11 protein-coding genes and 2 tRNA genes are annotated in these 12479 nt (G+C 69.4%); 10 read left to right on the top strand and 3 right to left on the bottom strand.

From position 1 onward, the window contains the following. Positions 1-56: 56 nt before the first annotated feature. Entirely contained in the window at positions 57-530 is a 474-nt protein-coding gene (locus ACTWQO_RS15770; protein WP_443237941.1) for an SSI family serine proteinase inhibitor, read from the bottom strand. 169 nt (positions 531-699) lie between these two features. On the opposite strand from ACTWQO_RS15770, the gene ACTWQO_RS15765 reads away from it, so the two are divergent. Then, a tRNA-Ser gene (locus ACTWQO_RS15765) sits at positions 700-790 on the top strand. 192 nt (positions 791-982) lie between these two features. Next, positions 983-1055: transfer RNA gene (locus ACTWQO_RS15760), tRNA-Arg, on the top strand. Between the two features lie 76 nt (positions 1056-1131). On the opposite strand, the gene ACTWQO_RS15755 is transcribed toward ACTWQO_RS15760, so the two are convergent. Beyond that, a complete protein-coding gene (locus ACTWQO_RS15755) occupies positions 1132-1692 on the bottom strand; it encodes a hypothetical protein (RefSeq protein ID WP_443237940.1) in 561 nt (186 codons plus the stop codon). 252 nt (positions 1693-1944) lie between these two features. Continuing rightward, entirely contained in the window at positions 1945-2451 is a 507-nt protein-coding gene (locus ACTWQO_RS15750; protein WP_443237939.1) for a MarR family winged helix-turn-helix transcriptional regulator, read from the bottom strand. A 129-nt stretch (positions 2452-2580) separates the two neighbouring features. On the opposite strand from ACTWQO_RS15750, the gene ACTWQO_RS15745 reads away from it, so the two are divergent. The 8 genes from ACTWQO_RS15745 to ACTWQO_RS15710 all read left to right on the top strand — a co-directional run bounded on the left by ACTWQO_RS15745 (position 2581) and on the right by ACTWQO_RS15710 (position 12427). Continuing rightward, positions 2581-2964, top strand: coding sequence for an HGxxPAAW family protein (locus tag ACTWQO_RS15745; RefSeq protein WP_443237938.1), 384 nt, complete (start codon positions 2581-2583; stop codon positions 2962-2964). A 57-nt stretch (positions 2965-3021) separates the two neighbouring features. Beyond that, the gene (locus ACTWQO_RS15740) at positions 3022-3897 is read left to right on the top strand and encodes a DUF2797 domain-containing protein (protein WP_443237937.1); all 876 of its coding nucleotides are present in this window, start codon (positions 3022-3024) and stop codon (positions 3895-3897) included. 181 nt (positions 3898-4078) lie between these two features. Then, positions 4079-4819 carry a response regulator transcription factor gene (locus ACTWQO_RS15735; protein ID WP_443237936.1) on the top strand — a complete coding sequence of 247 codons (741 nt, stop codon included), beginning with the start codon at positions 4079-4081 and terminating at the stop codon, positions 4817-4819. Continuing rightward, positions 4816-6411, top strand: a complete 1596-nt coding sequence (locus ACTWQO_RS15730) for a sensor histidine kinase (protein WP_443237935.1) — start codon at positions 4816-4818, stop codon at positions 6409-6411. The genes ACTWQO_RS15735 and ACTWQO_RS15730 overlap by 4 nt, the downstream gene beginning before the upstream one ends. 14 nt (positions 6412-6425) lie before the next feature. After that, a complete protein-coding gene (locus ACTWQO_RS15725; protein WP_443237934.1) occupies positions 6426-7853 on the top strand; it encodes a glycosyltransferase in 1428 nt (475 codons plus the stop codon). Then, entirely contained in the window at positions 7850-9997 is a 2148-nt protein-coding gene (locus ACTWQO_RS15720; RefSeq protein WP_443237933.1) for an ArnT family glycosyltransferase, read from the top strand. Before ACTWQO_RS15725 ends, ACTWQO_RS15720 begins: the two co-directional genes overlap by 4 nt. A gap of 60 nt (positions 9998-10057) precedes the next feature. Then, a complete protein-coding gene (locus tag ACTWQO_RS15715; RefSeq protein WP_443237932.1) occupies positions 10058-11539 on the top strand; it encodes an MFS transporter in 1482 nt (493 codons plus the stop codon). 117 nt (positions 11540-11656) lie between these two features. Next, positions 11657-12427, top strand: a complete 771-nt coding sequence (locus ACTWQO_RS15710; RefSeq protein WP_443237931.1) for a TetR/AcrR family transcriptional regulator — start codon at positions 11657-11659, stop codon at positions 12425-12427. Positions 12428-12479: the final 52 nt, after the last annotated feature.

Here is a 12479-nt window from a genome sequence, read left to right as displayed (position 1 = left end):
CACGGGGCGACAGGCACCGCTGATTCAAGACGACCTCAAGACGACTCAAGACGACCTCAAGACGACCGAGCGAGATCGGGCAGGAGCGGCACGAGCCGGTCCCACCGGGCGATCTGGCACCCGTCACTGCGGCTGTACGTCGTGTCGACGGGCCGCCCGCCCCACGTTCCGGTGACATGGGCGGTGGCGTCGCCGCCGTACTGCATCGTGCAGATGGTGCCGTCGGGCACGGGAGCGAAGGTTTCCCGCCCCCACCGCGTGCTCCGATCCACGGCCGCACACGCGGCGCTCGCCTCGGGATGGCTGCCACCCACGGGACGGCAGTACAGCTCATACGTCCCGTCCGCATCGCCCCCCGCCTGCCGGACGGTGACGGTCAGGTGATCGCCGCCCCGGTCCTCGTCGCGGACGGGCGGAGGAGCGGCCTCGACATGACCGGCGGCGGCCGACGGCGCCGCCGGCAATCCGGCCGCGGCGACGGAGGCGACGGCGGTGAGGAGAATCCGGGTGACCCGGGTGACCTGCAACATGACCTGACTAACGCCGTACGGCCCCCACGGTTGCGCCCCGCCCCGCCGCACCTCAAGCCCTTTGCCCTGCGGCCTGCCTGCCTAGTACCGTGGGGGGCGATTGGTGACACCCCGCTCGACTGTGTCATCATCTGCACGCACCACTCGCGCTCGCGCGAGCGGCTGTGCGGGAGGCGTCGCCTAGTCCGGTCTATGGCGCCGCACTGCTAATGCGGTTTGGGACTTAAATCCCATCGAGGGTTCAAATCCCTCCGCCTCCGCGCAAGATCGCCGAAGCCCCGGTCCACCCGACCGGGGCTTCGCCCGTCCCAGCCCTCTGAACCCCGTTTCCGCAGGTCACAAGGGCTACGGCTAACGGATTTCACATGGCGGCGGCAGTCATGTAATGTTCTTCCTGTCGCCGCGAGCAGCCCAGAAGGGCCCAGAACGGCGACAAAAACAAAAGAACACAAGCACTCGTAGCTTAACGGATAGAGCATCTGACTACGGATCAGAAGGTTGCAGGTTCGAATCCTGCCGAGTGCACATAGGTGAGAGGCCCCGGAGCGATCCGGGGCCTCTTGCGTTTGGGTGGGTTGGTGAGCGTGTAACGCTCATGGGATCAGGCTGCTGTGCAGTAAGGCAGTGGCGCGGTGCGTCGACTCGTGTTGCTCCGGTCGGTGTTTTTCTGGTCGGTCGTGAAGACGAACAGGCGCAGCACCAGGAAGCGGCCGATTCCGGCGAGGCCGGCGGCGGTCAGGTAGACGGTCTGTTCCCAGAACAGCGTCGGCGACGGCTGGATCGTGTGGAGGGTGAGTATCGCGGTGGATGTGACCGCGTACGCGGCCGTGGCTGAGCCCGCTGACTGCAGGTGGCGGCGCAGGCCGGCGCGCTGTCCGGTGCCGAAGGTGAACAGGGCGTGCAGTTCGGTGCAGAGGAGGGTGGAGGCGACCGTGATCAACGCGTTCGCCAGTGTCCAGGGCATGAGGGTCGCGGTCAGCGGCACCACCGCGCTGGAGAGGACGCCGACGCCGCCTCCGCACACCACGAAACGGACGAAGGATGCGAGCGGGCCGGGGGCGCCCGCGATGCGTAGTGCGCCGTCCTCCACGCCCGTCGACCCCAGCTCCGCGGCGCTCGGCTCGTACGCCATCTCCTGATTCGGCGAACGCAGCGACTTCATGGGGAAGTTCCTTCCGGGGAGGGACCGTTGAGGCTCGGCGATCAGCTGGTGGTCTGCTGTGATCAGCTGCGTCAACGATCCCGTCACGGGCTCCGCGAAACGAGGAGACTGCCACCCCAATCGAAGGTGTAGCCAGCCCTACCAACGGGGTCCGGTCCGCCGTACGACGCCCTCGTCAGGTCATCCCGCGAGAGCCGTGAAACCGACGCCGTGTCGGGGAGGCACGCGGTCTTCCTCGTCCGATGCCGCCGGTCATGGCCGCGGGCGTTGGGGCGGTTGTGAGCCGTGGAGTTCGCGCAACTCCTCGATGTACTCCAGCGCCAGACCGGTCGTGCGGGTGAACCAGTCGTTCAGTACGGCGATTTCGGTGGCGGAGTAGTCGGCGAAGAGGGTGTGGAGGCGGGCGTAGTAGGGGCCGTAGAGGGACTCGACGCGGGTGACGGCGGCCGGGACCGCGGCCAGGCGGACGCGGCGGCGGTCGGTGGGGTCGGGGCGGCGGGTGATGAAGCCGGCGCGTTCCAGGCGGTTGATGATGCCGGTGGCGGCGCCGGTGGTGACGTGGGCGTGTTCTGCGAGGTCGCCTGCGGTGAGGAGGTTGTCGCCGGCCTTGAGGACGCAGGCGAAGCAGAGGAGATCAGTGACGTTCAGGCCCAGCCGCTGGGCCATTTCCTGCTGACCCAGCAGGTGGGTCGCGATCAGGGAGTCCATCGCTGACAGTGCCTCGGCCGGGGTGGCGGCCGGGCGCGGCTTGGCTGACATTGCGGTTCCCTATTCCCTTAGTGTGTGAGATGTTTAGGTGCTAAATTTCTTACGGGGTGAGGGTTATTTCATGGGGATCCATCCTCGCCCACACAGCGGACGTCCGCTGCCCAAGAAGGAGGCAGGTACGTGAGCGCACAGTATGACGAGGGCCATACGGTCGCGGGGTGGACCGGATTCGGCGTCGCGTCCGTGGGGGCGGTTGTGGTGGGGGTGGGGGTGTGTACGGTCTCGGCCGCGTTGGTGGCGGTCGGGCTGGGGGTTGGGGGCGTGAGCGTCCTCGTCACCTGGGTGCTGCATCTCGCCGGGTGGGGCAAGCCGCCCGGGCGGAGGCCCCGGGAGCAGTGGGGGATGCGGGTTCGGGATTCGGCGGCGCGTCAGGGGCACGCCGGGTGCCTGGGGTGCCGGCTGGCGGGGCGGGGGCGGCGTACGGCCGCCGCGGTCGCCACGTCTGTTGCCGTGGCTGGGGAGCGGGAGCCTGAGGTCGCCGCCGCTGCCGAGTCCTTGGGCTGAGCGCGGGCGATCTTGGCGGATCGGCGTTGTCAGTGGCTGCCTCTACAGTCGTAGGCGATGGCACAAGCATGGAAGTGCTCGGGGCTGCGGTGGGCGGCGGGTGGTCCCGTGCTCGTGTGGGACGGTGGGCGGCGCAGTGCGCTGACCAGGGGGAAACGGGTGGCCTTCGGAGTCGCGGACGGGGGTGTTCGGGAATGTGTGGGAGCGCGGGGGAACGCGTGTCCGGTACGGGCGGGCGTGCCGGGGCGGAGTACGGGGGCGCGGTGCGAGGAGTGTGCGCGGCTGGACCGGGCGCACTCCGTGGCCGCCGACACGATGGCCGACGATCCGCGGCCGTATCACGTATATCTGGCGTGGTTCGGGCCAGGCATGGTGAAGGTCGGCATCACCGCCGAAGAGCGCGGGTCCGCGCGGCTGCTGGAGCAGGGGGCCGTGTGCTTCAGCTGGCTGGGGCTCGGGCCGTTGATGGCCGCGCGGCGCACCGAGGAGCTGCTGCGCGCCGCACTCCGGGTGCCGGATCGGATTCCATACGGCGACAAGCGGGCCGTGCGGTCCGGACTGCCGGGCACGGCCGAGGAGCGGGCGGCCGAGCTCGGTGAGCTGCATGCGCGGGCCGTGGCGCTGGGCGGGTGGCCGGAGTCGCTGGTCCGTGAGCCGTATCGGCCCGTCGACCACACCGAGGTGTTCGGGCTCGTCGACCTTCCGGATCCTGTCGGTGAGGTGCGCGAGCTCGTCCCGGGCGGGGTCGTCAGCGGGCGGCTCGTGGCAGCCGCGGGGCCCGATCTGCATCTGGAGAACGGGGGCCGGGTCGTCGTGCTCGATACGCGGGTGATGACCGGGTGGCAGCTGGTCCCGGTGGCGAGTGATGAACTCACCGTGCCGGTCAGGGAGTTCAAGACGGTGGAGGTGACTGTCCAGGACGGGTTGTTCTGAGGGGCGGTGGCGGGGTCGGTGTGTGTCCCGGCCGAATGGGAGATGCCCACGATGACGCTCGGTCGTTGCCGGGGTCTCGTAGAGATTCCCAGGCGCTCCCTGAGAGGTACCTGTGCGTTTCTCAGGAAAATCACAGCTTCCAGAAAGGGTGCTCTCAGAGGGCCCCGACAAGGTGTCTGCCATGACCACGACCTCGCCCCAGGGGCGCACCGAACTGCTGAGGCCGGACGGGAGCCCCGTCCGAGTGCTTGTGGTGGACGACGAGTTGTCGATCACCGAGTTGTTGTCCATGGCTCTTCGCTATGAAGGCTGGCAGATCCGCAGCGCGGGGGACGGCCAGGGCGCCGTGCAGACCGCGCGGGAGTTCCGGCCGGACGCCGTCGTTCTCGACATGATGCTGCCCGACATGGACGGGCTCGCCGTGCTCGGGCGGCTGCGGCGGGAACTGCCGGACGTTCCCGTCCTGTTCCTCACCGCCAAGGACGCGGTCGAGGACCGGATCGCCGGGCTCACCGCCGGCGGTGACGACTACGTCACCAAGCCGTTCAGCCTGGAGGAGGTCGTCGCCCGGCTGCGTGGGCTGATTCGCCGCACCGGTGCCGCCGACCGCCGCTCCGACTCCACGCTCGTCGTCGGTGACCTCACCCTCGACGAGGACAGCCACGAGGTGAGCCGGGCCGGCGAGAACATCCATCTCACGGCCACCGAGTTCGAGCTGCTGCGGTTCCTCATGCGGAATCCTCGGCGGGTGCTCAGCAAGGCGCAGATCCTTGACCGGGTCTGGTCCTACGACTTCGGCGGGCAGGCGAACGTCGTCGAGCTGTACATCTCGTATCTGCGGCGGAAGATCGACGCCGGGCGCGAGCCGATGATCCACACCCGCCGCGGCGCCGGTTATCTGATCAAGCCCGCGGCTTCATGAGCGGGCGACGACGGCCGCGTGCGCAGAAGCGGCAGCGGCGGATGGGGCAGCCGCGCACCCTGCGGACGCGGCTCGTCGTCGCGTCCGTGGTGTTGATCGCCGTGGTGTGTGCGGTGATCGGTACGGTGACGACGCTGGCTCTGCGTTCGCATCTGTACGAGCAACTCGACGGTCGGCTCGGCGAGTCCGTGTCCCGGGCGGTCGGCTTCAGGCCCCCCGGCGCCCCCGACAACAAGGAACCCAAACCGACCAACCTCGACGACTTCGTCACCAAGGGCCCGCAGCCGCAGGGCACGATCGCGGCCGAGGTCCAGAACGGCACCATCACCGACGCCAAGGTCGGTGAGAAGTCCGACGACGATCTCCAGATGGTCCCCCAGGACCTCAACGACGCCCAGGTCGAGGCGCTCAACAACGTCGAGCAGGACGGCAACAGGCACACCGTCGAGATTCCCGGTCTCGGCGAGTACCGCGTGGAGTTCCGTTCCGGCGAAAACGGCAGCTTCTACGTCGCCATCCCCACCGAGGAAGTCACCAGCACCCTCAACACCCTCCTCATCATCGAGGCCAGCGTCACCGGCGCCGCCCTCGTCGCCGCCGGCATAGCCAGCTCCGTCCTCGTCGGCGTAGCCACCCGCCCCCTCCGCAAGGTCGCCGCGACGGCCACCCGGGTCTCCGAACTTCCGCTGCACACCGGGGAGGTCAACCTCAGTGAACGGGTCCCCGAGTCGGAGACGGACCCGCATACCGAGGTCGGGCAGGTCGGGGCGGCGCTCAACAGGATGCTGAACCATGTGCATGGGGCGCTGCACTCACGGCAGCAGAGTGAGACGCGGGTGCGGCAGTTCGTCGCGGACGCCAGCCATGAGCTCAGAACACCGCTCGCCTCCATCCGCGGGTATGCCGAGCTGACCAGACGCGGCAGGGAAGAGGTCGGGCCGGACACCCGGCACGCCCTCGGACGGATCGAGTCCGAGGCGGGCCGTATGACCCTGCTGGTCGAAGACCTGCTGCTGCTGGCGCGCCTGGATGCCGGACGGCCGTTGCAGTTCGAGCAGACCGACCTCATCCCGCTGGTCGTCGACACGATCAGCGACGCCCGCGCGGCCGGCATGGACCACAACTGGCGGCTCGATCTGCCCGACGAGCCCGCCCTCGTCTCCGGGGACGCGGCCCGGCTCCAGCAGGTGCTCATCAACCTGCTCGGCAACGCCCGCAAGCACACCCCGCCGGGTACGACGGTCACCGCGCGGATTCAGCGGCGCGGGCCCTGGATGTGTGTGGACGTCGAGGACAACGGCCAGGGCATCCCGCCCGATTTGCTGCCGCATGTCTTCGAACGGTTTGCGCGCGGTGACTCGTCGCGGTCCCGTGCCTCCGGCTCGACCGGTCTGGGGCTCGCCATCGTGCAGGCCGTCGCGACCGCGCACGACGGTGCGGTGACCGTGGACAGCGTCCCCGGACGCACGGTCTTCACCGTGCACCTGCCGGCGCTCGCCACGCAGACGCCTCGTCCGGCGCCCGAAACGAATTGGCAACTGCACTCACAGGCGCAGCACAGTCCCACCACACCGGTGCAACAGCGGGCTTGAGAAGAGTCGGTTCCATGCGAACCGACTCTTCTCCCGGCCCCCTGCCGGCGCGGGAGCACCTCCCGGCCACAGACGCCGGTACGCCTGTCCTGGACGTAGTGATCCCCGTCTTCAACGAGGAGAAGGACCTCCAGCCGTGTGTGCTGAGACTCCATCAGCACCTCAAGAGCACCTTCCCGTACGCCTTCCGCATCACGATCGCGGACAACGCCTCGATCGACACCACCCCGCAGGTGGCGTCCCGACTGGCGGCGGAGCTTGCGGAGGTGCGGTCGTTCCGGCTGGAGCAGAAGGGCCGTGGTCGGGCCCTGCGCACCGTGTGGTCCGCCTCGGACGCGCCGATCCTCGCCTACATGGACGTCGACCTGTCCACCGACCTCAACGCGCTGCTTCCGCTGGTGGCGCCGCTGATCTCGGGTCACTCGGACCTCGCGATCGGCTCCCGGCTCAGCCGGAGTTCCCGCGTCGTACGCGGCGCCAAGCGTGAGTTCATCAGCCGGACGTACAACCTCATCCTGCGCGGCTCGCTCCAGGCCCGCTTCTCGGACGCCCAGTGCGGTTTCAAGGCGATCCGCCGGGATGTGGCCCAGGTGCTGCTGCCCCTCGTCGAGGACACCGGCTGGTTCTTCGACACCGAGATGCTGGTGCTCGCCGAGCGCGCGGGCCTCCGTATCCACGAAGTGCCCGTCGACTGGGTCGACGACCCCGACTCCACCGTCCACATCGTGAAGACGGCGACCGACGACCTCAAGGGCGTGTGGCGGGTGGGCAAGGCCCTGGCCGGCGGTTCGCTGCCGCTGGACCGGCTCGCCCGGCCGTTCGGCGACGACCCGCGGGACCGCGAGATCCAGGACGTACCCACGGGGCTGGCCCGCCAGCTTGTCGGTTTCTGTGTCGTGGGCGGTCTTTCGACCCTGTTCTACCTGCTCCTCTACACCGTGTTCCGGCAGTTCTCCGGCTCACAGATCGCCAACGCGCTGGCCCTGCTGGTCTCCGCGATCGCCAACACCGCGGCCAACCGGCGGCTCACCTTCGGGGTGCGCGGCCGTGGCGGTGCCGTCAAGCACCAGGCGCAGGGCCTGGTCGTCTTCGGTATCGGCCTGATCCTGACCAGCGGTTCGCTCGCCGCCCTGAACGCGGCGTCCAGCGACCCCGGGCACACCACCGAGCTGGCGGTCCTCATCGCCGCCAACCTCGCGGCGACGGTGCTGCGCTTCCTGCTCTTCCGCGCCTGGGTCTTCCCGGACCGGCCAGACGACGACCGCCCGTCGACCGTCGTCGCCTCCCACACTCCGGCGCCGAACACGCACGACACGTACGACCCCCCGTACGACTCCACCCCGTTCCGCGCCGGTGAAGCCGCGGACCGCTCCTGGCGGGACGCGACCCTGCAGCTGCAGCCCGTGCGTCCCACCGACACCGATCCGAGGGACCGACGATGACCACCTATTACACAGCCGATACGGCCGTCACGGAGCCCATCGCTCCACCGGCGCCCGCGGCCGGCGAACCGAAGCAGCCGTTCGTACGGCGACTGTGGCACGGCCGACCCGAGGACCCCCGCTGGGTGCGCCCGGCGTTCTGGGGCCTGCTGCTCGCCACCGCGGCGCTCTACTTCTACAACCTGAGCTCCTCCGGCTACGCCAACTCCTTCTACTCCGCGGCCGTCCAGGCCGGCAGCCAGTCCTGGAAGGCCTTCTTCTTCGGCTCGCTGGACGCGGCCAACGCCATCACCGTCGACAAGCCCCCGGCCGCACTGTGGCCGATGGCCCTGTCGGTCCGCCTCTTCGACCTCAGCTCGTGGGCGATCCTGGCCCCCGAGGTCCTCATGGGCGTCGGCACGGTCGCCGTCGTCTACGCGTCCGTACGCCGCCGGTTCAGCCCCGCGGCCGGTCTGATCGCGGGCGTCGTGCTCGCGCTCACCCCCGTCGCGGCGCTGATGTTCCGGTTCAACAACCCGGACGCGATGCTGGCGCTGCTGATGGCGGTCGCCTGCTACTTCGTCGTCCGGGCGCTGGAGGACGGCCGTACGAAGTGGCTGATGTGGGCCGGAGTCGCGATCGGCTTCGCCTTCCTGGCCAAGACGTTGCAGGCCTTCCTGATCCTGCCGCCGCTGGCGATCGTGTACGCGGTCTGCGCGCCGGTGCAGGTGAAGAAGCGGTTGGTGCAGCTGGCGCTGGCGACGGTCGCGATCGTCGTCTCCGGTGGCTGGTGGGTCGCGATCGTCGAGCTGTGGCCCGCGTCCTCGCGCCCGTACATCGGCGGCTCGCAGAACAACAGCTTCCTGGAGCTGACCTTCGGCTACAACGGCCTCGGCCGGCTGAGCGGCGAGGAGACCGGCAGCGTCGGCGGCGGTGGTGGCGGTGGCGGCACCGGGCAGTGGGGTGAGACCGGCTGGGACCGGATGTTCAACTCCGAGATCGGCGGCCAGATCTCCTGGCTGCTCCCGGCGGCGCTGATCCTGCTGATCGCGGGCCTGGTGGCCACGCGCAAGCTCAAGCGCACGTCCGTGACCCGTGGTTCGTTCCTGGTCTGGGGCGGCTCGCTGCTGATCACCATGGCCGTCTTCAGCTATATGGCCGGCATCTTCCACCAGTACTACACGGTGGCCCTCGCCCCCTACATGGCGGCCGTGGTCGGCATGGGTGCGGCGACCCTGTGGGAGAAGCGGCGCGAGATGTGGGCCTCGCTCGCCCTCGCGACCGCGGTCGTGGCGAGTGCCGCCTGGGGTTACGTCCTGCTCAACCGCACGCCGGACTACCTCCCCTGGCTGAAGTGGCTGGTCCTGATCGGCGGTCTGACCGGCGCCCTCGGCCTGATCTTCGTCGCCAAGCTGGGGCGCCAACTGGCCCTCGCGGCAGCCGGGTTGAGCTTCGTCGCGGCCATCGCCGGTCCGACGGCGTACACCATCAGCACGCTTCAGGAGGGCCACACCGGCTCCATCGTCACGGCCGGTCCGGCCGGGGCGAGCATGATGGGCGGCGGTCGCGGTGGCGGCGGTTTCCCGGGCGGCGGCCAGAACCAGCAGAACGGCAACACACAGGGCCAGGGCCAGCAAGGCGGCCGTATGGGCCAGCCCCCGACCGGTGGCACCGGCGGCATGCCGGGCCAGAACGGCAACAGCAACACCCAGGGCCAGAACCAGCAGGGCGGCATGCCCGGCGGGCGGATGGGCGAGGGCGGCATGGGCGGTGGCGGCGGCGCCGGTGGCCTGCTCAACGGCGCCACCGTCTCCGACGAGGCCAAGAAGCTGCTGGCGACGAACGCCGGGGACTACACCTGGGCCGCGGCGGCCATCGGCGCCCAGAACGCGGCGAGCTACCAGCTCTCCACCGGCGAACCCGTCATGGCGATCGGCGGCTTCAACGGCACCGACCCGTCCCCGACGCTGGCCCAGTTCAAGCAGTACGTGACCGACGGCAAGATCCACTACTTCATCTCCAGCGGCTCCGGCGGCGGTGGCATGGGCGGCAGCAGCAGCGGTACGTCCTCGCAGATCACGGAGTGGGTCGAGGCCAACTTCACGAAGGTGACGGTCGGTTCGTCGACCTTCTACGACCTGACGCAGGAGGCGAGCAGCAGCTGACGCTCGGCTGGGACGTGGTCATGTTGTACGCCGTACAGGAACTGTTCTACGGTGTACAGCATGACCACGTCCCCCCAGGGCCATCCCCAGCGCTGGCTGATACTCGGCGTCATCTGTCTCGCCCAGCTCACCGTGCTGCTCGACAACACCGTGCTGAACGTGGCGATCCCCTCGCTCACCACGGAGCTGGGCGCCGCCACCTCCGACATCCAGTGGATGATCAACGCGTACTCGCTCGTCCAGTCCGGCCTGCTGCTCACCGCGGGCAGCGCGGCCGACCGCTACGGCCGTAAGAAGATGCTGATCGCGGGCCTGACCCTGTTCGGCATCGGCTCGCTGGCGGCCGGACTCGCCGATTCCACCGGGCAGTTGATCGCGGCGCGGGCCGGCATGGGCGTGGGCGGTGCGCTGCTGCTGACCACCACCCTCGCCGTGGCCATGCAGATCTTCGCGCCGGAGGAGCACCCCAAGGCGATCGGCATCTGGAGCGCCGTCAACGCGCTCGGCTTCGCGGTGGGACCGCTGCTGGGCGGATTCATGCTGAACCACTTCTGGTGGGGCGCGATATTCCTGATCAACCTGCCCGTCGCCGCGCTGGGCATGGTGGCCGTGATCGCTCTCGTCCCCGAGTCGAAGAACCCGCGCGGCGACCGCCCCGACCTGCTCGGTGCGCTGCTGTCCACGATCGGTATGTCCTCGCTGGTGTTCGCGATCATCTCCGGGCCCGAGCACGGGTGGACGTCCGGGCGGGTGCTGGGCACGGGTGCGCTGGCGGCGGTCGTACTGGCGGTGTTCGCGTACTGGGAGAGCAAGATCCCGTATCCGATGCTCGACATGCACTTCTTCCGGGACCAGCGGTTCACCGGTGCTGTCGCGGGGGCGGTGCTGATCACCTTCGGGATGGGCGGGGCGCTGTTCCTGCTGACGCAGCATCTGCAGTTCGTGCTGGGGTACGACGCGCTGGAGGCGGGGCTGCGTACGGCGCCGCTCGCGCTGGCCGTGGTGGCGCTGAACTTCTCCGGGCTGTCGGCGAAGTGGACGGCGAAGCTGGGGACGCCGGTGTCCATCCTGCTGGGGATGGTGCTGATGTCGGCGGGGCTGGTGTCCATCGCCACGTTGGCCTCCGGCGGTTATGCCGGGACGTTGCTCGGGTTGCTGCTGATCGGGGCGGGGTGTGCTGTGGCCAACCCCGCGATGGCGCACGCCATCATGAGTGCGATTCCTCGGGAGAAGGCGGGAGTTGGCGCCGGCATCAACGGCACGCTCGCGGAGTTCGGGAACGGGCTCGGGGTGGCTGTGCTCGGGGCCGTGCTCAACTCGCGGTTCGCGGCGTTGATTCCGGTGGCGGCGGCGTCGTTGCCTGCGGCGTTGGCTTCGGCGGGGTCGGCGGAGGAGAAGGCGCGTATTACGGATGCGTTTTCTTCTGGGCTGGAGACCAGTCAGTTGGTGGGGGCGTTGGCTGTGTTGCTGGGTGGGGTGGTCGCGGCGGCGTTGCTGCGCAGGGCTGAAAGGGCAGACTCGGAGGTGGTGGGCGCCCACTAGCTCGGGACATCCGGTGCGTGTGCGTCCGCAGGCCGTAGGTGGTTGATCGCGCGGTTCCCCGCGCCCCTGAAGGGCGCCTTCGCGCGACCGGCAGCAAGGAACTCAGGAAGGTGCGCCATGGCTAAGTCCGCCCAGGGTTCGGATCGGACCAGTGTCTGGCTGGAGGGGAAGGCGCGCCGGGGTGGGCGTGGGGGTGGGCAGCCCTCCGGGCTCGACCGGGAGCGGATCACCGAGGTCACTGTGCGGCTGCTGGATGCCGAAGGGCTGGGCAAGTTCTCCATGCGGCGGCTGGCCGGGGAGCTGAATGTCACGGCGATGTCGGTGTACTGGTACGTCGACACCAAGGACGACCTGCTCGAACTCGCCCTGGACGCGGCCTTCGGTGAGTTGCGGCTGCCCGATGCGGATGCCGAGGGCGAGGACTGGCGGGATCAGCTGCGGACGCTGGCCCGGGAGTACCGGGGGCTGCTGGTGCGGCATCCGTGGCTGTCGCCGCTTGCCGGGACGTTCCTCAACATCGGCCCCAACTCGCTGGCGTTCTCCCGGGTCATCCAGCGCGTCATCCGCAGGACCGGGCTGCCCGCGCAGGGACTCACCGGCGCCATCTCGGCCGTCTTCCAGTTCGTGTACGGCTACGGCACGATCGAGGGGCACTTCATCGCCCGTTGCGCGGACGCCGGCATGACCCAGGACGACTACTTCCGGCATGCGATGAGCGCGGTGACCCAGGCTCCGGAGGCCGCGGAGGTCATCAAGGAGTCCGAGGACATCATGGCGGCCCGCGGCGGCGACACCGTGGAGGAGATGCGGGAACGGGACTTCGCGTTCGCGCTGGAGCTGCTGATCGCGGGGATCGAGGCGATGGTGAATACAGCGGACAGGTCCTGAGCGTCGGTCTCTGCGGCGGCATCGTGGCTGGTCGCGCAGTTCCCCGCGCCCC

It is taken from the genome of Streptomyces sp. 4N124 (assembly GCF_052245395.1).
In the GTDB taxonomy this organism is placed as follows: Bacteria; Actinomycetota; Actinomycetes; order Streptomycetales; family Streptomycetaceae; genus Streptomyces.
This window is presented reverse-complemented; position numbering and strand designations above follow the sequence as displayed.